Origin of the sequence: Exiguobacterium sp. s11 (assembly GCF_018619015.1) — a bacterium.
Lineage (GTDB): Bacteria > Bacillota > Bacilli > Exiguobacteriales > Exiguobacteriaceae > Exiguobacterium_A > Exiguobacterium_A indicum.
Genome location: NZ_JACSNF010000002.1, coordinates 612,538 through 635,723, shown reverse-complemented (window position 1 = coordinate 635,723; position 23,186 = coordinate 612,538). Strand labels below are relative to the sequence as shown.

Here is a 23,186-nt window from a genome sequence, read left to right as displayed (position 1 = left end):
AATCTGCGTTTTTTTAGATGAATCGTGCCATATAATCGGAAAAAATTTTTGTCATGACTTTCGGCGTATTCGCGATGTAAATCCGCATCTGTTCAACGTTTGCCTCAACAGCATTTTCTTCCTTCTCTTCGGTCGGAAAATCGGAGATCCCTTTGATGATGATACATTCGATTCCGTTTTTCTGACAGATGTACGCGATTGCCCCCGCTTCCGTATCGGCAATCGTCAATCCGTTATCCCTCAGTTCGATATAGTCTCGCCACATGACGACAGCCCGATCTGCCGTTCCGATCGTTCCGAGATAAAAGTCGTTACCATACTTCGATACATCGAGATCGACGACGAACGACGGTTTGATCAGTGGTTCAATCTCTTTAACCGTGCAATCATATTGAACTGCACGATCCGGCACGATGATATCGAGTACGTCATACCTCGGGTCGATCCCGGCACACGTTCCGGCAACGATGACTTTCGTCAATGGAAAGCGGAGAATCATATATTGATTCGCACCGATACCTTTTACTTTACGAACACCCGTGCTGTAAAACAGAAGTGTCTTCTCATTCATCTCACGCGTGAAGTATTCACCATATGGATAGGCAATTCTTTCTTCGGGCGAGACACGAAAATACGCTAGTGTTGCGTCGAACTCCCATTTGGTTGCGATACTGATTCCAATCATTTCATCGTTCTCCTCTATTTTTTATCAGAAACATTATTTTCGTATCCATCCATATCAATCCCATACTCGTACACGCTCGATATCTGCTGTTCTCAGGTAATCGAGTAACTGTCCCGTATGTACCGCTTCATGATAAGCAATTCGTAGCAACATATCACCGAGCGAACGCACATATCCCGATTCGGAACGGTTGATCTGAACCGTCGCTAAATCTGATTCCGGTAGTTGCTCGACATATGTCATGAATTCCTCACGATAGACTCCCGCAAAGTCTAATTCCGCTTGCACAGATACGAAGTCGCGTGCTTCATACGGGGACTCATACGACGATAAACTGCCTCGATTCTGTAACGCTAAGTAATAATAATACTCGCTATCTAACACATGACGGATCATCTCGAAACACGTCATGGCATTCTCATCCGGTTTCCAGTTCAGTTTATCTTCAGGAATCGACTGCCAGACTTTGACGCTTCTTCTTCTCACTTCGTTTAAATTCCATACTGTCCAATCGATTGTGTTCATGATACATCCTTCCTTTCAATGAAGAATAAGTGTTCTCTTAATCTCTATTTTGACAAAGCAATTTGAAAATCCTTTAAAAATAAAAACAGGAAGCATCCTCAGATGTTTCCTGTTTAATCGTCCATCGTTCACTTATTCTTTTCCTCAGACAACGCATCGATCTCTTTTTGGCGTAAAATCTCCGCAATTTGATGATGCTCGTTCGCAAGAGCTAGATCGCGTGCGGAACTCCCTGCAGCGTCGCGGTGAAGCGGATTTGCTCCATAAGAAAGTAATATGCGGACGATGCGTTCGTATCCCTTCGCGCTAGCTAGCGTCAATACCGTCTCCCCGTCCTCTGATGGACTTGTCTCATGATCCGCTCCTGCTTTGAGTAACGCCTTAACGGCTTTCGGATGATTATTTTCAACTGCTACATACAGTGGTGTGATGCCCTCTGGTCCCTCTGCTTCGATTTCCGCTCCCGCTTCAAGCAATAAGGTGACTTTTTTTGCCTTCCCTGCCTGAGCAGCAATGTGTAGAGGCGTCATTCCCTCACCCTCTTCAGTTCGTTCGTGTAATAATTCCATATCCTGAGCCAATTGACGCAGGATTTTTTTATTGCCAGACCGACCTGATATTAGATGTAGTGCTGTAAATCCATCACCTGTTAAATCTAAATAGGCGCCGCGCTTCATTAATAATAAAGTAATCTCAGATTTCCGGTCATACAATGCGATGTGTAGCGGCGTCATTCCATCTTGATTGGGTAGATTGATGTCTGCTCCGTGGTCGAGCAACAATGCGACGATCGCGATGTGTCCTTCCTGGATTGCCCAGTGTAGTGCCGCGAATCCTTCTTCATCCCACTCATTCAGATCATCCCCTCGTTCGATACAGCGCATGACCTGCTTCTTCTTCCCTAGAAAGGCTGCATCTTGAATGGATCGCTTCCCCATGTCGGTTCGCCCCTTTATCAACTCTGTCGTTAGTTCATTTTACAACAACCGGCTTCAGGAAAGCGAAAAAACCATCTTGAGCAGCGCCAAGATGATTTTACCTAGTGAACAAATTTTTTTATATGAATTTTCCAAACGCAAGTAACTGCATCGCTGCTTGTCGGACTTGTTCCGACGTTTTTGCTGTCGTATCAATCGGATGTACCGAAAATTGTTCATACCATTTCTCTTCGAGCACCCAAAGCGGTTGATGTTGTTCAAAAGATTGACGAGTTCTTTCTTGATCAGCGTCGCGCCGCTCTCGTAAGAGATGGTCTGGTGCCTGTAAATAAAGAATCTGGTCGGACCGGCATCTTCTTAATGCCTCTAGTTCCGTCTTTAAACGGAATTCCATATCCCATTCATGCCCATGTATCTGTGGATAATGAAGCGTATAGAATTCAAAATCTTCCGGACCACGGTCTAATATGATGTGTCCATCGGGAAAGTGGCGAAACCGTTCAATTTCCGCATGAATGAACAAGCGCTGATTCTCAACGAATCCATCTTCGGTACGGATGTCTAAACCGAGCTCTTTTCGTTTTTGAACGATCGGATATGGATTTTCATAATAGACATGTAACTCCGGGTAAGCGTCCTCGAGCGCTCGCGCAAGTGTCGTCTTCCCGGACGCCATGCCGCCTTGGATCGAGAGGATGGTTCTCATAAATGGTGTTCCTCCTACTTGTATATACTTTAAGTATTAAAAAAATAATAACTGAGGTCTGGATGACTGATCAATTCCTTTAACTGCCTTTGTTCTGCACTCGGAATTTGCTCAAGCGTCCTAAGAATGGCCATGAGTCGTAACCAGTCTGCAAGGTTCGATAGCTGAATGGATGAAACAGCTTGATAGCGATCGAGGTATTCGCGACAGACGTATCGTCGTACCTCGTCCGGCACTGCTGTTTCACCTGCTGTACGCAGCAAGAGCAACGTTCGCGCGACATCCGCGATCGGTGGACGAGTCGTCGCATCATGCCAATCAATGACGACGAACGTTTCATCTGCTGTCACGAGGATGTTCTGAAAATGGAAGTCCCCGTGGAGCAACCCTTGCTGTTGGGGAATGTGAAGCTTCTCTAGCAATCGTTCCGCCTTCAAGCGTAACTCTAGTGATAGATGACGTATTTTGTGCTCGGTGACATCGTACCATTCTGGAGCTACACGCGATTGTTGCTGATGAATCCGTTGATGTAATGTCGCGAACGTGTTCAGAAAATCTGTTATTCGCTCCGGTTCAAACAACTCTAACATTTCGCTACCGTCGACCCGCTGCATCTCAATGAACGGCGAATCTTTTAATTCAACGGCATATACGTCTGGTGTCGGGACAACCGTCCGCTCAAGTTCTTCGAGCATACGAAATTCCTGTATGATTCGTTGTATTTCAATCGATGCTTGAAAGTACTTACGGACTCGTTCGTCAGAGATCGTCATCACGGTAGCGGTCGCACCGGTTTTTTCCTTATTCATCTATATAACCCCCAATCTCTTATGTCGTTTGTCGAATCATCAAAGAAGGTTCCATTAAAGAACTAGCGCTTTCACTCTGATTCAGCGCGTCATCCAATAATTGTTCTGCTGCCAGTCTGCCAAGCATTACAACCGGTTGTCGGATCGTTGTTATTACAAGCGCTCTGGCAAGTGGTACATCATCAAACCCCGTAATCGCGATATCCTCTGGCACCCGAATGCCATCCTTGCGAAATTGATGGATGAGACCTGCTGCGACTTCGTCATTGCCGACGATGATGGCATCTGGGAAGTCTATCGTTAGAAGCTGACCTGCCAGTGCTTGTCCGTCTTCAAAAGAGTAGCACCGACCTGAGTACCATTGAATTTCATGACGGAGCTAGACGCCTTGAGATATTGATCGAACGTCTTCCGTCTGACTCTTCCGACTCCGCTATCTGGATTTCCAAGACAGAGACCGACTGTTTTTGCTCCTCGTTATTCAACATGTTGTAGCAACATCGTGATTGCTTTTCCATGATTAAAAGAGATTGACGGCACGATACCCTGATGGTCTTCGCAGGCAACGACTGGTCCAAGCGTCCGCATCGTTTTAAGTAACTGCGGCTGACTGATGGCGCCAATGATCAATCCGTCAACCCGCTTATCGCAAAGGTATTGCATACTCGCTTCTTCTTTTGCTGGATCGTGTTCCGTCTGGATGACAAGGAGTGTGTGGTTTCGTTCCATGCACACTTGACCGATCCCCTCGATTAATTGATGAAAAACGGATGACCGACACGCGGCACGAGGACACCAATCGTATTCGTCTTACCGCGCGAGAGATTGATCGCATTTCCGTTCGGACTATATTCCAGTCGCTCCATCACGTCTAAGATGATCCGTCGCTTTTTTTTGATACATGCTTATGACCGTTTAAGACACGGGATACCGTCGACTTCGAGACGCCCGCTTGTTTAGCGATGTCCGAGATGTTCGCTATGCTGTTCCTCCTTCGTTTGTTCCCATCGTTCTAAGTCGTTTAATGCCTTCGCTACACCGTCCTCGTCATGATCACTGGTGAGGTATGTCGCTCTGCTTTTGACAGACGCTTCAGCGTTTCCCATGGCAATCGATGTTCCCGCCACTTCAAACATCGGTAGATCGTTTTGATTATCACCGATCGCAATGATGTCCTCGGCTGTCATCCCGTACGCTCTCGCGATGTCTTGAAGGGCAGTCCCTTTTGTCACGCCGTTTGCCATGACTTCTAAGTTATAGGCACCTGAACGTGTCACGGAACAGATCTTCAGCTGCAGAAGTTGTTGTTTGAGGTGTTCGAGTCGCCATCTGTCAGGTGAGACGAACATGAATTTGATGACGTCCAACTGATCAATTGCGATTTCGTCAACTTCCTCAACACCGTGTTGCGTTAATTGAGCCTGAATCGCTTCTTGAAACGCAAGATTTCCGTCTTGAAGAGCAGCAAGCGAAAACTGCGGTAACAGGATGTTATCTTGTAGATAAATATGTATGAATATGTTTGTAGATCGTACGATCTCCCAAATCGTTCGACTGCTAGAACGGCTCAAAAAATACCGTCTACCTTGTCCCACCTCGACCTCTGCCCCGTTCGCACCAATGACCGGACAATCCAGTCCGTGTTGCGCTAGAATCCGTCGTGCATCAAAAGCAGCTCGCCCGGTGACGATGATGACGATATCTCCTTGGGCTTGCCGTTTCTTGATGGCTGACTGATTTTCCGCCGAAATTCCGTGTTCCTTATTTAATAACGTTCCATCTAAATCAATCGCAAAGCATCGCATCGCATCGCGTTTCCCCCTTTTCGTGTCCTCTTGATGCTACATGCTGAAACGCGTCCCAGTGCAACAAAAAATCTTGAATGAACAGTTCATTCAAGATTTTTTGTTTTTTATCCTTTGCTTCCAATGGAGAGGTGATGTGCTGTCCGTTGTTTTTGAACATACTCCATCAAGATCGGTCGTTCCGGTGGATTGAGGTTTTCTGGTAGCTGATCCATAGCGAAAAAGCGTAATTCTGCGACTTCTGACGGATCCCGAACCACTTCACCCGTATAAGCTGTACACAGAAATGCCGAAATCACATTATAGACTTCATCCCCATGCGGATACTTATAGTAAAACGCATCACCCGAATAGACGTTCAATAATTCGAGATGCTCCGCTTCAAGACCGGTCTCTTCCCTTAATTCTCGTTTTGCTGTTTCTACGAGCGTCTCCCCGATCTCAAGCGCTCCACCAGCGAGTCCCCAGCAACCATTATCTTGCCGTAGTTGTAATAAGACTTCTTGTTTATCGTTGACGACGATGACACACGCCCCTGCCATGACGAGTGGTCGTGTGCCGACGAGTTTGCGTAATTCTGTGATATATCCCATGTCATTCAGTCCTTTTCCATTTAAATCACTTTCGTTCGGACGCGCATCCGTTTGAGTCCCGTCAATAGGAGACACAACAAGATGATGCCCGAAACAAAAAGTACGTACGTATGAATCGTAAAGATGGAACGGAAATCGATCAGTGCCACATTCTGCTGCATCTCAATCCAACTACTTAGTATGATTCCACTGATTGCAAGTAAGATGAGTACTCCGACCTGTCGACGTGTCAGTGAGACATACGTCAAAACGCGCATGCCTTCACGGATCACGAATGGTAGGAGAACGAGGAGTGCTGCGACCGGTAAGATGACCGGGTCACCGCCTTGCTGAATCGGCATCGACCGGGTCAAATAGCCAAACAGAAAAAAGAAACCACATACGAACAACAATAATCCGAACGCGATACTCGCATTCACCGCTTTGTTCATCTTACTTCCCTCACTTTTTAGAATAATGAATTATGAAGAAACGGTACTTTGATGCCAAATACCCGCTGCATCAAGTCGGACCCGATGTCTGCCGTCGAGTTCCATCTCGATCGGACTGATCTTCGCCGTCTTCGGTGAGAACAACCATGTCCGTCCTTCTGGGACGAGCAAAATATGCGTTCCATCCACGACCGGTCCGAGGAAGTTGAGTGACGCGCCATTGAGCGGACGTTCCCGTCGCTCGAGAACGCCGATTTCTGCTAACTGCTCACCCACTTCAAGCACATCTTTCACCGTCAGACTCATCTCACCGATTCCGAGGATGTCGGATACATCAAACGTCAATTTCGCTTTAGATGGATTGATTTGATGCCGCGCGATCAGTTCCAAGACATTTTCATCTGAATCATAAAAATAGCAGGAATGCGAATCCGTGAAGTCAAAATAAATCTCATCCTGTCCGTCTTCGATCAAGAGTGGTGTCCGCTCTACGAGCCACGCTTTACCTTGTTGGAAGACGTTTTCCGGAATGTTGAACGCCATATGGTACTGCGTATCAACATCGTCCGTCAGTTGATATGTCAGCTGATCGGTACCGATTTGCATCGTAAACGACTCATTCGTTTCCGAGACGAGCGGAAATCCGATCTGGTTTATGTAAAAAGCCTTCATCGCCGGTAGATGGCGTGTCACAAGAATGGTTTTTGAAATGTTCAAGCTGATGACCTTCCTTCATTTGCAGTAAAATTTATCAAAAAGTGATGTACTTTATTTTACCACTAATGGTAAAATCATGACGATATAAAAGTCTGATTTTTCAGATATTTTTATACATGAGAGGATGTTTAGATGAAATTACTAATCGCTCAACCGAAACGCGAGACCGGGCTCGCACAATTCGAACGCGAGATTGCCGCTTATCCTGAAGTCGATCTGATCGTCTATCCGGAAGGATACTGCACGATCGCAGAACTCGATCGCGTACAACATCTTGCCAAACAATTCAGGACAGCCGTTGTCCTCGGTTACAAAGATACGACGAATCTCGATCGCGCCGTCATTATTGATGCGACTGGTACGATTCTTCTTGATCGCGCAAAAACACCAGAAGCTGGACCGCTTTATACACCATCAACAGCAAACGACGGGTCGTTCCGCTATGGATACGTCCTCTGCCGTGAAATCTTCTTAGGAAAAGACGGACTACGCGAGGAATCCGGACTTGATCTCATCTTTAACCCGATTGGCGTCGGCATGTTCAGCGAGGAACAATACGTTGAGTGGTCCGGTGAAGCGCGTATCATCAGTCAGGCGCAACGAGCACTCATGATCGGAACGAGTCATGCCGATGGTTCGTACCGCAACTGTGGTTTTTCGATTCCGATTGCCTTCATCTATGACGAGACCGGTGAACCGTTGCTGTTGTCTCATAACGATACGCGGACACGTCTGTTTGATACGGTCACGCGTCACGTCGAAGTCGTCGGTACACCCTCTTTATCGTAAACGAACACACGCTTCTTCTGACTGGAAGAAGCGTGCTATTCCTTCAGGAGGTGCTCTTATGTCTCAAACAGGTCGTGCGTCATTCTTTTGGAAACGATACTTCTATGTCTTCTTTCCTTTGTTCATCTTAGGCGTTAGTCACGAATCATACCTGGTCGATAATCCGTTAGCTAACCTTGAGGACATCGGCGAGTTCGTCTTCTTCTTTTGCCTTTATCTGTTTAATTTTGCCGTTCTTGCCGCTTTTTTGACGAATCTGTGGTGGTTCTTCCTTCCGACAAAACCCGCTCATTCCGAAACCAATTTTTGATAAGAAACGAGTGTCGCCCGTTCATTGAGCGGTTGACTGACACCGGTCAATCGATAGCCCATCTTCTCATAGAAATAACAGTTACGTGTCTCTTCGCGAATCGTCCGCAGTTCCCATATCGTTGCAGTCGGATAAGCTGCTTCAACGAGCTGTAATGCGCGTTGGGCGATCCCTTCACCTTGACGGGCTGGATCTAAGAACATCGGACTGATCGCGTAGCGACTCGGTGCTTTCGCAACGACACAAATCCCGCCGACGACGACATCGTCGACGATGATTTGATGAAACGTAATACTTGGATGCGTGATCCGGTGAATGACACGATCGATCGATTCGTTCGCCGGATTCGTTGCAAAATCCTGATACCGCTCGAGCGTCTCTGAAAACGCCTCGAGTTGAAGCGTGTGAAGCTTCGGAGCGTCTGTAAGAGACGCTACCTTTAATTGAATATCCACTGAACCTCTTCCTCTCTTACCGGAACCATTCCCAAAATGGCGTGCCTTGCGCGACGATCAAGTAGTCGAGCCATCGCTCGAAGCCAAACGGCATTGCGTCTTCTTCCCATTCCTCGAAATTAAGAAATTCTCCACTCCAGATCCGATTTCCTGCCGGGCGATTCATCTCGTAGACGATCCACTCCCCGTCTGGTCCTGCACCGATCGCTAAGAAGTTTTCGGGACATTCCCACATCTCGCTATACGTCAGGCAATCCTCGATCGAAAAGAGTTCGAATCCATCGTTGTAGGATAACGTTTCGTGCTGGACAGCTTCGCCCCGTTATGTTGACGCAAGAACGCCTGATAGTCGTCTGCCGTCCAGTCAGGTAACAGCGCGAGCTGTTCGTCCGTTGCTCCTCGGTTAAAGATGAAACGTTCTCGGGCAACATATCCTTCTTCTTTTTGGACCTCTAACAAACCGTCGACGAGTCGACCTTTTAATGCTTCTAATGCAATCATGCTCTTCTCCTTAACAATATTCTTTCGTTGGTGTGAACGAGACACCGACATCGTGTCCGCCTAGCTGAACATCCCCTGCTCCCTGTAGCGGTTCAGTTCGCACGGAGGATAAGGCAAGGTGTTTGAATAACAAAGGCTCAAACGTCTCGACGATCGGTTGGAACGTCGCATCGACCGACAAGACGAGATCGATTCGGGCGTCCCGCGATAACGCTTGTGCCTTTCGTTCAGATTGGATATAGCGGACGAGCTCCCGCATCCAGCGTTCCTGCTCCAGTGCTTCCGTGATCCGCGTATCGAGCGTTACGGTGAGTCCACCATTCGTCGTAGCAGCAAAGCCCGTCTTGACGATCGGTTCGACGACGACGTCCGCTTGACGCACTTCGACTTCATCGCCTGATGCGGTCTGATAGATCAATCTTCCGGTCTCGAGCAAGACGGAAGTCTCCTGTGCAGACAATTGTTGTAGCCATTGGTGGATCGCGTTCGCTTGCTGTGCGAATTTCGCTCCGGCTACGCGGAAGTTCAGTTTAAGACGGAACTGTGTCGTCGCTTGCGTCGTCGGGACGATTTGGACGTCTTTTACATTCAGTTCCTCTTGGATGATTGCCGTATAATCCGCCCACGAAAAGGTTTCGCTCGATTGGACGCTTAAGCTAGCAAGCGGTTGTTTTACTTTTAAGGCGTGCGTATTACGTACTTGTCGTCCTAACTCGACAACAGAGACAACCTGTGCCATTTCGTATTCCAGATCAGGTCGGAGCATCGATTGATCGGCAACCGGATAATCCGCTTCATGTACGCTCATTCCTGTTAATCGCTGATAGACATCATCAGCAAGGTACGGCGTGAACGGAGCGAGTAGTCGTGCCGTCGTCGAAAGTGCGAAGTGGAGCGTCGTGTACGCGGCTTGTTTCTCTTGCGACCAGTCAGCTTGCCAGAAACGTTCCCGAGAACGGCGGATGTACCAGTTACTGATCTCATCGACGAGTTGCGCAAGACTCCGCGCTGCTTGAGTCAATTGATAATCGTCCATCGCATCCGTCACGTCTTGCGTCGTCTGTTGGACTCGCGAGAGCAACCATTCGTCGAGACGCGTCCGTTTTTGCGGACGTGAGCTATCAAATCCGTCTAGCTCAGCATACGTCAGATAAAACTGGACGGCATGATCCAGCGTATCGACTAGTTTTGATTTTGCTTCTTGGACGATCCGCTCGGCAAACCGTTTCGCACTCCACGGACTGCTGTCGACGAGTAGCGCCCAGCGTAAGCTATCAGCACTATATGCTTCGATCAATGCCACCGGATCGAGTGCATTCCCACGACTCTTCGACATCTTCTGCCCGTTCTCATCGAGGACATGACCGAGTGCGAGGACACGCTTATAGGCAGGCTGTCCCGTGAAGAGTGTCGAGATCGCTTGCAAGCTGTAGAACCAGCCCCGTGTCTGATCGATGCCTTCGATGACGACATCGGCTGGATAGCGGTTAAGCGTCTGCGTCCGTGACGGATAATGCTGTTGCGCGAACGGCATCGCTCCGCTATCAAACCAGACATCGATGACTTCTGGTGTCCGGTGCATCACTCCCTGACACGTCGGACACGAGACCGATAACGCATCGACGTATGGTTTATGCAACTCGACAGATTCCGTCGATGTCGTCGTCCGGCGTAACAGGTCAGCCTTGTTTTTTGGAACGAACGTCGTGTCACACGCTTCACACTCCCAGACGTTCAGTGGTGTGCCCCAGTAGCGATTACGACTGATGTTCCAGTCGACGAGTTGCTCAAGGAACTTCCCGAACCGCCCTTCCTTGACGTGGTCGGGATACCACGTCACAGACGCATTGTTCGCAAGGAGTTGTTCCTTGACGGCTGTCGTCTCGATGAACCAGTTGTCTTGTGCGTAATAGAGCAGTGGCGAGTCACATCGCCAACAATGCGGATAGCTGTGCGTATAGCGTTTTTTCGCAAACAAGCGTCCCCGTTCAGCGAGCAGCTGGATGATTGCAACGTCTGACTCCTTGACGAATCGACCAACGAGTGGTGGAACGGCATCCGTGTAACACCCAGCAGCATCGACGACATTAACGAATGACAGACCGTTTTCCCGGACGACCCGGTAATCTTCTTCCCCGTACGCTGGAGCAAGGTGGACAAGTCCGGTTCCGCTCGTCGCTTGGACGAAGGACGCCCCGACGACCGTGTGACCGTTCTCTGGCGTCACGAAATCAAACGGTGGTTCATAACGCAAGCCGACGAGTTCCGCACCGAGCTGTTCGGATACGACCTCGACGGATTCTGAGAACAGTTCAGCGACTAACGCTTTTGCGACAATGAATCGCTCTCCTTCAAACGCTACCGTGACATACGTCAATTCCGGATGAACCGCCACCGCGACGTTTGCCGGTAAAGTCCAAGGTGTCGTCGTCCATGCAAGCAGAAATGTCTGCTCCATACCGACGATCGGAAGTTTGACCGTCGCCGATAAGTCCGTCACGTCCTGATAGCCTTGCGCGACTTCATGGGAACTGAGTGATGTCTGACAGCTCGGACAATACGGTGACACACGGTGTCCCTTCGTCAACCAGCCTTTGTCATGGATCGTCCCGAGGATATGCCAGACGCTTTCGATATACTCGTCCTCCATCGTCACGTAAGGATCATCCATATCGACCCAGTAGCCGAGTTTTTCCGTGAAGGAGCGCCACTGTGCTTCGTAGGAGAAGACACTTTCCTTACAGCGTGCGATGAATGCTTCAACACCATAGTCTTCGATCGCTTGTTTGCCGGAGATGCCGAGTTGTTTCTCGACACCGAGTTCGACCGGTAGTCCATGCGTATCCCAGCCAGCTTTTCGCTCGACCCAAAACCCTTTCATCGTCTTATAGCGGGCGACGGTATCCTTGACGGTTCGTCCGAGCGCATGACCGACGTGGGGTAAACCGTTCGCAGTCGGCGGTCCTTCGTAGAATACGAATTCCGCTTCCGTGCGTTGTTCAATCGATCGTGCGAAGACCTGGTCTTGTTTCCATCTGTTTCGGACACGCGCTTCGCGTTGTTGTACGGTTTCTGCTTGATTTTGTGACGTCATCTCTTGTTCGCTCCTTTGTCGGTAACTAAGAGAATACAAAAAAGTCCGCCCCCTTTGACAGGGACGGACTTCACCGCGATACCACCCATATTCCGCCGAGAATGCTTATTCTCGACAGCACTTAGTTGCACACTATCATGCGCATTCCATGTAACGGTGGACACCCGGTCACGCTTACTGAATGGTTCAGCGTGACTTCTCAGAGAGGATCTTCATGATTGATCTGGCTACCGGCTCTCAGCAATCCCGGTTTTCTGTAAGGCAGAGGGACAATCATTACTCTTTCTCGTCAACGAAATGATATGCTCTTGTTGTGGAGAATCTTACCATATGCCTTAAACACTGCACAATAACTTTTTACATTTTCTTGCAAAGGAGTTTTTTGAATGTTACATACTTTCCCAACGCTTAAAACGGATCGTCTCGTCTTACGCGAAGTGTTACCCGAAGATGCTACGAGTGTCCTAGCCTATTTATCAGACGAACACGTCGTCAAACAGATGGGACTCTCCGCCTTTCAATCAGAAGCAGACGCGCTTGAAGAGATTGACTGGTATGCCTCGATTCGTCGCGATGGAACGGGTATCCGGTTCGGGATCGCATTACAAGAAGACGATGTCATCATCGGCAGTTGCGGTTTCTTGAATCAAGCGGAACGCCATCAGCGAGCAGAACTTGGGTTTGAGTTGAGCCCTGCCTATCAGGGACAAGGCATCGCGAAGGAAGCAGCGCTTGCGGTCATCGAATATGGCTTTACAGAACTTTCGCTCAACCGGATCGAAGCACTTGTCCTACCAGCAAACACCGCTTCGCAACGATTGCTTGAACGGCTCGGATTCCAACGTGAAGGGTTGCTTCGTCAATATGAAAACTCGCGTGGTCAGTTCGATGATTTGTATATGTACTCGATTTTGCGGAGTGATTGGTCGTCTTAAAAAGATAATCTGTGAAATATCAAAAGTCGTTTAGATGGGTAAATCCGTCTAAACGACTTTTATACCGTTTTATCGATAAGATCTTGCTTTTAAAAATTCAATGATCGGCAACAGTGTCAGTCCGATTGCGAACAAAACGATCAATAACAGATTCGCTGATTCATGTAAAAAGTAATCGAGACAGATGAATCCAAAAATCAGGACAATCAGGATTTTGTAGCTAACGAAGCCGCTTTCCGTCGTAATCTTTTTGCCGAGCTCATCTTCTGGCACAGGACGCTCGTCTTCTCCTGATCGTGCCCACGTAAAATACGAGAAGAACATGATCAATAGAATCGCCAATTGAACAATCGAGAAGAACGTTACATTATTTTCGATGATCATACTGATGACTGTAAGACTCGCAAGTATCACGAGCGTTACTAAAAATAAAACCGTTTTTTTCTTAGACATCCCATTCCTCCTGTTCTGAAATGAACAGATGATCGACTTGTGTCTGCAAGACTTTGGCGATATTAAACGCTAATTGTAAAGTCGGATCATACTTGTTGTTTTCAATCGCATTAATCGTCTGCCGACTAACCTGACAACGGTCAGCCAGTTCTTGTTGCGATAATTTTGCCGTTAGACGTCGTTCCTTGATGTGGTTTCTCACGTTCATCCCTCCACGACGTGTCAAATTCTTTTTACATATTTACTGTAATGAACTTCCATCATTATGTCAAAAACTTTTGACATAAAAATCATTAAAAAGACACGCTCTCATAACCAGAACGTGTCGTATATGATAGCTCAACCTCGTGGTGGAAATGGATCGTGTCCGTAGGAATCTTTTTCGCGAATCTGCCCTTCTTTGTTATGAATGACAAGCTCCGTCTTCTGTTTTTTCGCAATCCGACGCCCTTCTGCAATCGCTTCTTTCTGTGTAGCAAATCGCTTTGTTGCTCGAGTCGCACCAGCAGCTTTCACTTGATAGCCACCTTTAGGATGTGGCGTGACATGTTGCTCTCGTTTCATCACGTGACCTCCATTTCCTTAATCTATTTCATCTTAATGACACTATTTTAAAGTGCGGTTGCCTCTTCACTTGAATTTTCTACTAGCCTCTCGGGGGATGCAGTATACTAAAAGAAACGTTTGTTGCCTCGAAAGGAGTTGATATCGTGAATCATTTCGTCTGGCAAGTCCGGTTTTTACGCTTTATCGTCTTTGGTATCATCTTCAGTCTGTTCGGTTTAGCTGGTCTTGGTATCCCACTTGTCTGGCATGGTATCACGAAAAACTTGTTACTCGAGCGACCTGGCTACAGTGTTCTATTGACCGCATACCTTATCTTCATCCCGACTCTTTTGATTTTATTCCATGCGCTCCGCATCCTTCGATATATGTCGATGGCTCCTCCGGCTTTTCCGCTCATCACAGCTTCCATTCAATCAATGAAATTGTCTTTTTATATCGTCGCCATTTTAACGGCATGTCTCTTTCCCGTCTTTTTCTATATTGGTCAGATTGACGACGCGCCTGGTCTGATTATCATCGGAATCGGTTTGATTCTTGCTCCGTTGACAATCGGAACGCTACTTGCCTGTATCCAACAATTATTATTACGCTATGTGTTGCCTATGAAATCCTAACGTGAACGACCGAAAAACAAGTGCTCATGATTGTTTTTGTCATTCTAGCCGTTGCTTTTCCTACCTAACACTTTGTTCAATCTCGCTCCTAAGAGCGGGATTTTTTAGTTCGCGTCACATTGATGGCTATCCTGATGTCCCTGTTTCAACAGAATCTTCGATTGGCAACGTAGACATGTCATCAATCGAAATGTAGTTTTTTTTGTGCTGACCGCGTGTCTTCGTAATTCATTTTCATATACATGTCTTGCCTTGATTCGATGATCGACTTCACTTTCCATCTCAATCCCTCTTCCCTCAACTTGTATTTTTTTATCTACTATTTGCCCTGAATCATTCTTAATAAATCCTTTTTTAAGAAAAAACGGTTTTTCTTACGACCTTTTATAAAAAAATCGTCAAAAGGTCCTGTTTAATATGTATTTTAACGACCGATAAATGAATTACAGATAGAAAATATGAGTTGAAAGGACGGTTGCATGTGAAAAACACAACCAAGAACCATTCCATCCGAACACGTCTTTTAGTAATGATCAGTTTGATTTTGATTGCCTTTTTTGTTTTTAGTAGTCTGGCCTTATACTTCAATACGAAACAAACTGCAGTCTCAACGCTAAAAGCGACCGCCGAAAAGGATGCGCTACGCATCAGCAAGACATTCGACACGGCGGCTTACAGCGAATTTCTACAATCGCCTATCACGTCTGAGCAATATGAAACGTTACGAAATGAACTTGATACATTACGTAAGCAAAACGGACTCCTGTATGCATACACAGCACACATCGACCAAAATAAGGTCCGTTTGCTGATTGACGGTCTCCCTAAGAAAGATGCCGCAAAGATTAATGAACCGGCGAGTGGCGCAAAAGTTACTGACATGAAGGACGTATTAAATGGTGGAACACACGCGACGGACATCATTGATGATCCTGTAAATGGACAGTATATGAGTGTCTACGTTCCGTTAAAGGATGCGTCTGGTCAAATCATCGGCATTCTTGGCGTCGACATCGCTGCGAAGGAAGTCGATGCGCTCACAACAGAATTATTAAAACAAAATGCACCGATTTTCATTGGACTTTTACTTCTTCTGTTAACGATCACACTCGTCTTGCTCTACTTCGTCCTCGGTCGAAAATTACGTCCGCTCGAGACGTTACAGAAAGTCGCTGCCTTGATTGCCGAGGGGCGACTGGATCAGGCAAAACAGACGTTGACCGATTTGACGATTGCTTCGAGAGACGAAATCTATGCACTTGCGATCTCGATTCGTGATATGAACGAGATGCTGCGGACGATGATTGTCGACATCAAACAGACGGCCACTCTCGTCTCGACGACGAGTCAATCGATCGACCAAAGTACGTCGGAAGTACTCGACGGTTCCGAACAAATCGCTCATACGATGTCGGAAATCGCGACCGGGACCGAAAGTCAGACCCAAGTCACGCTTTCGTTGAATGACGAGATGAATCGGTTCGCAGCATTGATCGAAACGACCAATCAGTCTGGTGTCGAAATTCAAGGAACGACGGAGCAGATGGCAACACTGACACGAGTCGGACGAGATCAAATGTCCGCTTCCGTCGAACAGATGCGCCACATTCATCAGCACGTCACGCAGTCTGCTGAACAGATTGATCTACTGAAACAGCAATCATCGGATATCCAAACGCTCGTCGGTATCATCCGCGGTATCTCCGAGCAAACGAATCTACTCGCGCTTAATGCCGCGATTGAAGCGGCACGAGCTGGTGAACAAGGAAAAGGATTCGCTGTCGTCGCGACCGAGGTCAAGAATCTCTCAAGCCATGTCGCTAGCAGTGTCAGTGAGATCGCAACAATCGTCACGTCGATTGAAGCCAGTGCGCAGCAGATGCAACATAGCTTCAAGACGACGGTCGAAGCAACTGCAGCCGGTGAACAGATCGTTCTCGATACAGATACGACGTTCGAACGGTTGACGGATCAAGTCACGCACGTCTCAACGGCAACACAGCAGATGACCCAACAGATGGAAGACGTCTTGCAGGCAGAACGGTTCATTCGCAATGCCTTGACGGAAATTGCCGCTGTCGCGGAAGAACATACGGCGAGTAACGAGGAAGTTGCCGCTGCATCTGAACAGATGATCGCGACGATCACGACGCTGCATACGCTCGTCGGTGATTTGAACGATCGGACAGAACACTTAGAACAAGAAGCCCGTCGCTTCGAGATTTAATCTTTCATTTGTTCTTTTCTGGTTATCACTCTATACTGGTGTGAACTTACATTATGAAGGAGTCGAGTCACATGACCCATTATGATGTCATCATCGTCGGTGCCGGATCCATGGGAATGGCAGCCGGCTACTATCTCTCACGGACCGATCAAAACATCTTACTATTAGATGCTCACAATCCGCCGCACGATCAAGCGAGCCACCACGGGGAGACACGAATCATTCGCCATGCGTACGGGGAAGGTGAAGCCTACGTACCGCTCGCGTTAGCCGCACAACGCTTATGGTACGAGTTGGAACAGATCAGCGGTCGGAGCCTGTTTCTGAACACCGGAGTCTTAAACGCTGGTCACCGCTCGTCCCGTTCGATGCAGACGATCATCAGGAGTGCAGCGCAATACAATCTACCGCTTGAGATTCTGACGGCTGAGGAAATGAGAACGCGCTGGTCCGGCTTAACAATGCCCGACGAGTATATCGGTTGTTTTGAACCGACGTCTGGTGTATTGAAGTGCGAGGATTGTATTGAAGCGTATCGCGATCTTGCTGTCGCGAACGGCGTCGACATTCGGACGAATGCGAAAGTGACGACGCTCACTGCCCACGCCACTGGCGTTGACGTGACCGTCGGATCAGACACCTATTCGGCTGACGCGTTGATCGTCGCAGCTGGTGCCTGGTCTGGTCCGTTACTGGAACAGACTGGACTCTCCTTACCGCTGCGACCGGTCCGCAAGACGTTCGCCTGGTTCGAAGCAGCGGAAGAGGTATTTAACGACGCGGTGTTCCCTGCCTTCGCCTTTGATACACCCGCCGGTTATTATTACGGTTTTCCAAGCATCGCTCAAACCGGCCTGAAAATCGGACGCCACGACGGTGGGATTCCCGTTGATCCGAATCAACCACGCCGTCCATTCGGTCAAGAGACGGGTGATCTGGCTGATTTACGACAGTTCACGAATACGTTCATGCCCTCAATCGATACTTTAGCTCACGGCAAAACGTGTCTCTATACGATGACGCCAGATGAGGACTTCATCATCGATTTGCATCCGGACTATCCGCACATCGCGATCGCCGCCGGCTTTTCCGGTCACGGATTCAAGTTCAGCAGCTTAGTCGGAAAAGTACTCAGTGAATTGATCATGGAACGATCGACGACTGAACCAATCGGACCGTTCGCGATTAAACGTTTTACGAAATAAGGCATATGAAACAAAAAAGACCGGCAACGAAAATACGTTGTCGGTCTTTTTTTATCAACGGTATGATGTCACACCGATTCATTCGATTCTTGCTGATTTTTTGAAGCTAGCTTTTCACGCTGTTTTTTCTCATCTTCATTCCACCAGCCGTGGATAAGTAGTACGAGTCCAAGGATCAATGCACTCATCGGGAAATATGTTAAGTAATACTCACCAAGGTTTTCTCCTAGAAATTCTGGAGATAATTCAATATACGCTCGGAACATCTGGACGACGAAGAATAAGAAAAAGCTTGTAATGAGTGCATATGTACCGTAGCGATAACTTGTATTTTTCATATGATGACTCCTTTCTTTATGATGTTCTAGTATAAATCATTCAAGAGACGCATCACATTTCCTCTTTTTTCATTATCATTTTTAAGAATGTTTCCAAAAGCATGATAAGATAGTTTTAGAAACGATTGGATGAAGGAGTGGGACACGACGTGAACTTTAACTTATTCAAAAATCATGTCCGGTTTAAGATTGCGCTCGAATTGATTGATCTCGAAGACGGCTTATCAATCATGCAACTGAATCAACGTTTAACGGATGTACCGCAGTCTACTTTGTACCGGCAAGTCAATGCGATGATGGACGATCAGTTGTTGAAGGTCGTCGCCGTCCAGCGTGTTGGAAAAGTCGAAGAGAAGATCTATGCCTTGAACACAAGCGGCTATCAAATCAGCGAAGCAGACTGGAACAGTGCGACGTACGATGAAAAAGTGAACTTCGTCTCGTTCTACTTCATGTACGTCTTGCAGCAGTACCAGACGTACTTCGAACAGACCGTTCAAACGCAAGGTCAGGACCACTCGACGTTCTCAATCGCGAAATTGCACCTGACAGATGATACCTTCAATGATTTTCAACAGGACATGCGGACACTGCTCGAAAAATATCATCACCTAGAGACAGAAGACCAGGCAACTGAACGGACCGTCTCACTCGTCATCTTGCCGTAAACACGCTCAGTTTCTAGAAGCGTATTTTCACCAAAATGAAACGAGACAACATTGCGAGGGAGAGAAAATAGACCCCATGAAACGGATCAAAGAAAATCTTGATGCAATTGTGCTGGATACGTTGAACGTAAAAGCAGAACAGATTCTAAAGATTGGTGAAGGAGCTTGGCACACTGTATATAAGTTAAAGAGAGTAGATGATCAAGACCTTGTGATTCGCATAAAAAAGAATGAAGCTTATGGGGAGTTGCAACAGATTAATGAACAAGAGCTGACTACAGAGTATGAGTCTACGAAAGCTTACTATTTACACGCCAATACAAGTGATCAAAATGTCTGTCCTGACTTTTATCAGTATTTCATTGAAGATGACACAGTATTTACAGTAGAAACGTTCATGGGTCGTGGAACGGATTTATTGTTACTCGATCAGAATAAAGCCCATTCTTACGGTAAGAAATTAGGGAGAATTTATCACAATATACACAACCAGAAAACCTCTATTGTTGGTTTCGGGGAACTGCACTGGCAAGGGGAAACTTTACGAGGTAGCGATTCAAAAAACAGGGATGAATTATGGCAGGAAGAAAATGAACACGTCTTAACCGCCTTAAATGCTCTCATTCACTCTAGTCTTTGCTTTGATAAAGAAAAAGTCGATAAACATATTCATGCTTTAATTGAGAATAGACGAACTCAGGTTCAAAACATCTCTCTCGTGAATCAAGATGTAACACCAGAAAATTTAATTTTAAGTGATGAACACATTGCAATCATTGACCCGTTTCCAAGATTGGACTTTGATTTGAATTATGCGGCTTACTTCGTTTTTTGTTACAAATTTTTGTTACCAGCCTTTTCAAATGCTCCACGATACATAAATCAAGCGTATCAAGAAAAAAGTAATGTTCTAAACGAAATCGCTGACGGATTCATAAGTGGATATTGCTTTAACGTGGTTGGAGACGAACGCACCATTCAAACTCGACGATTACTGGATGAATATACATTATGGATATTGCAAGAAGCGTATGAGCACTACGACATTCTACATCAGCCTCAACTCACTCATAAAACAACGCAACAGATGGGGAATCGAGAAATGATCACTGCTCGGTTACATCTATGCCTCGAAGAATTAGAAAAATGGTGTATGGAATAAGAATAGAGGCTGACGTAAACTTTAGTCTCTACAAAGATAAAAGAATGATGCTTTACACGCCACTCCTATAGGAAAAGCGCATTTTTGCGCTGTCAGAGACAAACAAGACCCGCTTTCCTGCTTGAATGAAGCAGGAAAACTGGCTTGTGCCTCGCCTGAGGAAAGGGCGTGAGAAAACAAATCATTCTTCTTTTGAGATAGCTTTTTTTATGTATCCCACTTGGTTTCGTCATTTGGAAACGAGTGCTGACGTATCGAGTTCTTCACTTTCGATTACAATCGCCGTTAAACCCGTATCCGTCTTCGTTTCGTGCCATTCTCCTTGATCCCAAAATACGGCTTCCCCACGCTGAACATTTATGTAATAATCCGTTTCTCCTCTCACCCATCCTTCACCCTCTACGATTAACAAAAGTTGCGGCACGACCGCCTGGTGATAACCGACCACGCCATCCTTTTCTAAATGAATGCATCCGATGTGCGTCACTTTTTCCGTCTGCATGATCCGTGACATCACGAAGTTCGAATCGAATTTCGTGATCTTCTTACCAACCTCTTTTTTGAATTGATAAATCTGCATATAATCCTCCTCGACATCATGATTCGTTTGATAGTTCGCCTTTCATCTAAACGATTTGATTCAAATCGCATTTGGAAAATTTTGATAAGAGAAGTTTATCATAGCTCTAACTGATTGAGAACTAACGATGATTCGTCTATGGCATTGACTTTTCTATTTTCATTATTGATAATGGTAATAGAAAAGGAGGGTTTTTCATGAACACAGATTTCTCTGCCTTATCACAAATCGACTGGGAACGATTCCTGCCCCTATTATTGATTTACATCTCCATCAACCTGATTCTACTCAGCTGCGCCTGTATCGATTGGTTTAGACGGAAGGACCGGATCGCGACACCGACTACTTGGTTATTGATCATTCTCCTCGTCCAGCCGATCGGCTCGATTCTCTACTTCGTCCTCGGAAGGAGGATGACAGCATGATTCAGATTTCTCATCTCCAGCTTTCACTTCAACGACGTCTTATCCTAGACGATATTTCCTTTACGATTCACGAACATGAATGTCTTGGACTGATTGGTCCGAATGGTGCCGGAAAGACGACACTCCTGAAATGTCTGAGCGGCATGATCGAGAGTGACCGTGGTTCGATCACGATGTCTTCGCGCTCCATCCGTCAACAGCAGCAATCAATCGGCTACTTATCACAACAGACCGACTTTAAGCCTTGGATGACGTGCGAACAATCATTACGTTTTTTCGGACGCTTGTCGGGGCTTGATCGCGCAACGTTAAATAAGCGGATTCCGGACGTTCTACATGAAGTTGGACTCTACGATCAACAAACAGAAATCATCGAACGCCTGTCCGGCGGCATGCGCCAACGTCTCGGAATCGCCCAAGCCATCTTACATGAACCGACATTTTTGATTCTAGATGAACCAGCTTCTGCCCTTGATCCGAGTGGTCGACATGATATCAATCAATTGATCCTCCGCTTAAAGAAACGGATGACGATCATCGTCTCAACGCACCTCTTAGAAGACGCAAAGACGTGTTGCGATCGCTTCCTCGTCATTAAACACGGAAAATTGCTGGGTCCGCTCGATAATCAACGCAACGTGGATCAATATCGGATTCAAGTCGAGACACTTACAGCTGCCCCTTCGTTTTCTGCGACACTATTTCCACGAGTCGAGATTGATCGAATCAACCCATGCTGCTATCAGTTCTCCGCACAGCAGCCGCTTGACCTCTCACAGTTAGCGACCACTCTGATTCAGCTAGGATGGTCGATTGCTTCGATTGCCTATCAACCGATCGGACTCGAGGAACGGTTCCTCGACATGGTGGCAGACGTATGAGGACGTTTTATACGCTGACATGGACCGAGTGGTTGGAAGCATGGAAAGAATGGAAGATCGTCTGGCTACCGTTATTCTTCATTGCGCTCGGCGTGACGCAACCATTGCTGTTGATGTATATGGATGTCTTGCTTGCACATGTCGGAAGTGCGGACGGAATCATCGTCGATCCGAATCGTCCTGTTCCACAATCGCTTGACGTCTTCAGCGCAACGATCTATGGGCAATTCAATCAGCTTGGCTTGATCGTCCTGATCATGAGCTTCATGGGGCTGCTCGCTTCAGACCGACAAACCGGCATGCAGGATTTCATTTTGACGCGTCCTGTCTCTCGGAATGTCTATCTCCTGTCGAAATGGTTCAGTCACGGGATGATCAGTCTATTCGGGATGCTGATTGGTGCCCTTACGTCCTACTGTTTGACCGTCTATTGGTTCGGATCCCTTTCGCCGCTGCTTGCGCTACGTATCATTCTCGATTTTAGTCTTTGGACGTTGTTCGTCGTCAGTCTGACGCTACTGATCAGCACTTTCTTGCGACGTGCTGTTCCGATTGGTATCCTGTCGCTCGTCGTTTCCTTACTACTTGTTGCACTTCCTTCATTAATGCCAGATGTATTATTTTTCACGCCTGGCGCGCTACTGTCGCTCCCATCGCACACGTCGTTTTTTTCTTCGTCCCATCTAATCGGAATCATTTCTTGTCTCATTTGGATTCTTCTCATACTCGGCTGGTCAGCACTTCGGTTCCGAAAAACGGCTTACTGACCCTCC

Annotated in this window: 32 protein-coding genes and 1 other annotated feature; of the genes, 11 read left to right on the top strand and 21 right to left on the bottom strand. The window is 46.9% G+C overall.

Going from position 1 to position 23,186, the window contains the following annotated elements; genetic code table 11:
* Nucleotides 1-13 precede the first annotated feature (13 nt).
* The 12 genes from KNQ12_RS10940 to KNQ12_RS10885 form a co-directional block, all read right to left on the bottom strand.
* Nucleotides 14-685, bottom strand: coding sequence for a 5'-methylthioadenosine/S-adenosylhomocysteine nucleosidase family protein (locus tag KNQ12_RS10940; protein WP_214748185.1), 672 nt, complete (start codon nt 683-685; stop codon nt 14-16).
* A gap of 54 nt (nt 686-739) precedes the next feature.
* Nucleotides 740-1,210, bottom strand: a complete 471-nt coding sequence (locus KNQ12_RS10935) for a DinB family protein (RefSeq protein WP_214748182.1) — start codon at nt 1,208-1,210, stop codon at nt 740-742.
* A gap of 128 nt (nt 1,211-1,338) precedes the next feature.
* Nucleotides 1,339-2,148 (bottom strand): ankyrin repeat domain-containing protein, encoded by an 810-nt coding sequence (locus tag KNQ12_RS10930; protein ID WP_214748179.1) that lies wholly within the window; start codon nt 2,146-2,148, stop codon nt 1,339-1,341.
* Between the two features lie 118 nt (nt 2,149-2,266).
* Complete coding sequence (locus KNQ12_RS10925; protein ID WP_214748175.1) at nt 2,267-2,854, bottom strand: AAA family ATPase; 588 nt, start codon at nt 2,852-2,854, stop codon at nt 2,267-2,269.
* A gap of 29 nt (nt 2,855-2,883) precedes the next feature.
* Nucleotides 2,884-3,663, bottom strand: coding sequence for a phosphotransferase family protein (locus tag KNQ12_RS10920; protein ID WP_214748173.1), 780 nt, complete (start codon nt 3,661-3,663; stop codon nt 2,884-2,886).
* Nucleotides 3,664-3,682: 19 nt separating this feature from the next.
* A complete protein-coding gene (locus tag KNQ12_RS17225) occupies nt 3,683-3,907 on the bottom strand; it encodes a substrate-binding domain-containing protein (protein WP_353047620.1) in 225 nt (74 codons plus the stop codon).
* Nucleotides 3,908-4,140: 233 nt separating this feature from the next.
* A complete protein-coding gene (locus KNQ12_RS10910; protein WP_251055796.1) occupies nt 4,141-4,392 on the bottom strand; it encodes a type 1 periplasmic-binding domain-containing protein in 252 nt (83 codons plus the stop codon).
* A 142-nt stretch (nt 4,393-4,534) separates the two neighbouring features.
* Nucleotides 4,535-4,627, bottom strand: coding sequence for a LacI family DNA-binding transcriptional regulator (locus KNQ12_RS17220; protein WP_353047619.1), 93 nt, complete (start codon nt 4,625-4,627; stop codon nt 4,535-4,537).
* Nucleotides 4,620-5,468 (bottom strand): Cof-type HAD-IIB family hydrolase, encoded by an 849-nt coding sequence (locus tag KNQ12_RS10900; protein WP_214748165.1) that lies wholly within the window; start codon nt 5,466-5,468, stop codon nt 4,620-4,622. The genes KNQ12_RS17220 and KNQ12_RS10900 overlap by 8 nt, the downstream gene beginning before the upstream one ends.
* A gap of 107 nt (nt 5,469-5,575) precedes the next feature.
* Nucleotides 5,576-6,061 carry an NUDIX hydrolase gene (locus KNQ12_RS10895; protein WP_214748162.1) on the bottom strand — a complete coding sequence of 162 codons (486 nt, stop codon included), beginning with the start codon at nt 6,059-6,061 and terminating at the stop codon, nt 5,576-5,578.
* 20 nt (nt 6,062-6,081) lie between these two features.
* The gene (locus KNQ12_RS10890; protein WP_214748159.1) at nt 6,082-6,492 is read right to left on the bottom strand and encodes a hypothetical protein; all 411 of its coding nucleotides are present in this window, start codon (nt 6,490-6,492) and stop codon (nt 6,082-6,084) included.
* A gap of 30 nt (nt 6,493-6,522) precedes the next feature.
* Nucleotides 6,523-7,209: a glyoxalase gene (locus KNQ12_RS10885; RefSeq protein ID WP_251055795.1), complete on the bottom strand. Its 687-nt coding sequence runs from the start codon at nt 7,207-7,209 to the stop codon at nt 6,523-6,525.
* 132 nt (nt 7,210-7,341) lie between these two features.
* Here KNQ12_RS10885 and KNQ12_RS10880 point away from each other — a divergent pair, with 132 nt between their 5' ends.
* Complete coding sequence (locus KNQ12_RS10880; protein ID WP_069940478.1) at nt 7,342-7,998, top strand: carbon-nitrogen hydrolase family protein; 657 nt, start codon at nt 7,342-7,344, stop codon at nt 7,996-7,998.
* A 58-nt stretch (nt 7,999-8,056) separates the two neighbouring features.
* Nucleotides 8,057-8,308, top strand: a complete 252-nt coding sequence (locus KNQ12_RS10875; protein WP_214748156.1) for a hypothetical protein — start codon at nt 8,057-8,059, stop codon at nt 8,306-8,308.
* Here the strand turns inward: KNQ12_RS10875 and KNQ12_RS17015 are convergent.
* The 4 genes from KNQ12_RS17015 to ileS are packed head-to-tail and all read right to left on the bottom strand — an operon-like array spanning nt 8,287 to nt 12,358.
* Nucleotides 8,287-8,763, bottom strand: coding sequence for a GNAT family N-acetyltransferase (locus KNQ12_RS17015; protein WP_214748152.1), 477 nt, complete (start codon nt 8,761-8,763; stop codon nt 8,287-8,289). The two genes, KNQ12_RS10875 and KNQ12_RS17015, sit on opposite strands and share 22 nt — an antisense overlap.
* A gap of 16 nt (nt 8,764-8,779) precedes the next feature.
* Nucleotides 8,780-8,998, bottom strand: a complete 219-nt coding sequence (locus KNQ12_RS17010) for a hypothetical protein (protein WP_251055794.1) — start codon at nt 8,996-8,998, stop codon at nt 8,780-8,782.
* Between the two features lie 11 nt (nt 8,999-9,009).
* A complete protein-coding gene (locus tag KNQ12_RS17005) occupies nt 9,010-9,264 on the bottom strand; it encodes a hypothetical protein (protein WP_251055793.1) in 255 nt (84 codons plus the stop codon).
* A gap of 10 nt (nt 9,265-9,274) precedes the next feature.
* Nucleotides 9,275-12,358, bottom strand: coding sequence for an isoleucine--tRNA ligase (ileS, locus tag KNQ12_RS10860; RefSeq protein ID WP_214748149.1), 3,084 nt, complete (start codon nt 12,356-12,358; stop codon nt 9,275-9,277).
* 56 nt (nt 12,359-12,414) lie between these two features.
* Nucleotides 12,415-12,660, bottom strand: a binding site (T-box leader).
* 84 nt (nt 12,661-12,744) lie between these two features.
* Here ileS and KNQ12_RS10855 point away from each other — a divergent pair.
* Nucleotides 12,745-13,293: a GNAT family N-acetyltransferase gene (locus tag KNQ12_RS10855; protein ID WP_214748147.1), complete on the top strand. Its 549-nt coding sequence runs from the start codon at nt 12,745-12,747 to the stop codon at nt 13,291-13,293.
* Nucleotides 13,294-13,362: 69 nt separating this feature from the next.
* Here the strand turns inward: KNQ12_RS10855 and KNQ12_RS10850 are convergent, their stop codons facing one another.
* The 3 genes from KNQ12_RS10850 to KNQ12_RS10840 all read right to left on the bottom strand — a co-directional run bounded on the left by KNQ12_RS10850 (nt 13,363) and on the right by KNQ12_RS10840 (nt 14,310).
* Nucleotides 13,363-13,746, bottom strand: a complete 384-nt coding sequence (locus KNQ12_RS10850; RefSeq protein WP_214748144.1) for a hypothetical protein — start codon at nt 13,744-13,746, stop codon at nt 13,363-13,365.
* Entirely contained in the window at nt 13,739-13,948 is a 210-nt protein-coding gene (locus KNQ12_RS10845) for a helix-turn-helix transcriptional regulator (protein WP_290757080.1), read from the bottom strand. The genes KNQ12_RS10850 and KNQ12_RS10845 overlap by 8 nt, the downstream gene beginning before the upstream one ends.
* A gap of 137 nt (nt 13,949-14,085) precedes the next feature.
* Nucleotides 14,086-14,310 (bottom strand): DUF2188 domain-containing protein, encoded by a 225-nt coding sequence (locus tag KNQ12_RS10840; protein ID WP_058265324.1) that lies wholly within the window; start codon nt 14,308-14,310, stop codon nt 14,086-14,088.
* A 146-nt stretch (nt 14,311-14,456) separates the two neighbouring features.
* Between KNQ12_RS10840 and KNQ12_RS17000 the strand changes: the two genes are divergently transcribed.
* The 3 genes from KNQ12_RS17000 to solA all read left to right on the top strand — a co-directional run bounded on the left by KNQ12_RS17000 (nt 14,457) and on the right by solA (nt 18,359).
* The gene (locus KNQ12_RS17000; RefSeq protein ID WP_133208171.1) at nt 14,457-14,927 is read left to right on the top strand and encodes a DUF2975 domain-containing protein; all 471 of its coding nucleotides are present in this window, start codon (nt 14,457-14,459) and stop codon (nt 14,925-14,927) included.
* Nucleotides 14,928-15,456: 529 nt separating this feature from the next.
* Nucleotides 15,457-17,154 (top strand): methyl-accepting chemotaxis protein, encoded by a 1,698-nt coding sequence (locus KNQ12_RS10830; protein ID WP_214748270.1) that lies wholly within the window; start codon nt 15,457-15,459, stop codon nt 17,152-17,154.
* A 71-nt stretch (nt 17,155-17,225) separates the two neighbouring features.
* Entirely contained in the window at nt 17,226-18,359 is a 1,134-nt protein-coding gene (gene solA / locus KNQ12_RS10825; RefSeq protein WP_214748138.1) for an N-methyl-L-tryptophan oxidase, read from the top strand.
* Between the two features lie 68 nt (nt 18,360-18,427).
* On the opposite strand, the gene KNQ12_RS10820 is transcribed toward solA, so the two are convergent.
* Complete coding sequence (locus KNQ12_RS10820) at nt 18,428-18,697, bottom strand: hypothetical protein (protein WP_034785960.1); 270 nt, start codon at nt 18,695-18,697, stop codon at nt 18,428-18,430.
* Nucleotides 18,698-18,846: 149 nt separating this feature from the next.
* Here KNQ12_RS10820 and KNQ12_RS10815 point away from each other — a divergent pair, with 149 nt between their 5' ends.
* Nucleotides 18,847-19,365: a transcriptional regulator gene (locus KNQ12_RS10815; RefSeq protein ID WP_133208168.1), complete on the top strand. Its 519-nt coding sequence runs from the start codon at nt 18,847-18,849 to the stop codon at nt 19,363-19,365.
* A gap of 76 nt (nt 19,366-19,441) precedes the next feature.
* Complete coding sequence (locus KNQ12_RS10810; protein ID WP_214748133.1) at nt 19,442-20,527, top strand: hypothetical protein; 1,086 nt, start codon at nt 19,442-19,444, stop codon at nt 20,525-20,527.
* Nucleotides 20,528-20,756: 229 nt separating this feature from the next.
* Here KNQ12_RS10810 and KNQ12_RS10805 read toward each other — a convergent pair whose 3' ends face one another.
* Nucleotides 20,757-21,107 carry a cupin gene (locus KNQ12_RS10805; RefSeq protein ID WP_214748130.1) on the bottom strand — a complete coding sequence of 117 codons (351 nt, stop codon included), beginning with the start codon at nt 21,105-21,107 and terminating at the stop codon, nt 20,757-20,759.
* Between the two features lie 197 nt (nt 21,108-21,304).
* Here KNQ12_RS10805 and KNQ12_RS10800 point away from each other — a divergent pair, with 197 nt between their 5' ends.
* From KNQ12_RS10800 to KNQ12_RS10790, 3 genes are read left to right on the top strand one after another with little or no spacing between them, the layout of a single operon-like run.
* Nucleotides 21,305-21,532, top strand: coding sequence for a PLDc N-terminal domain-containing protein (locus KNQ12_RS10800; protein ID WP_058713575.1), 228 nt, complete (start codon nt 21,305-21,307; stop codon nt 21,530-21,532).
* Entirely contained in the window at nt 21,529-22,413 is an 885-nt protein-coding gene (locus KNQ12_RS10795) for an ABC transporter ATP-binding protein (protein WP_214748127.1), read from the top strand. Before KNQ12_RS10800 ends, KNQ12_RS10795 begins: the two co-directional genes overlap by 4 nt.
* Entirely contained in the window at nt 22,410-23,180 is a 771-nt protein-coding gene (locus tag KNQ12_RS10790) for an ABC transporter permease (protein ID WP_214748123.1), read from the top strand. Before KNQ12_RS10795 ends, KNQ12_RS10790 begins: the two co-directional genes overlap by 4 nt.
* Nucleotides 23,181-23,186: the final 6 nt, after the last annotated feature.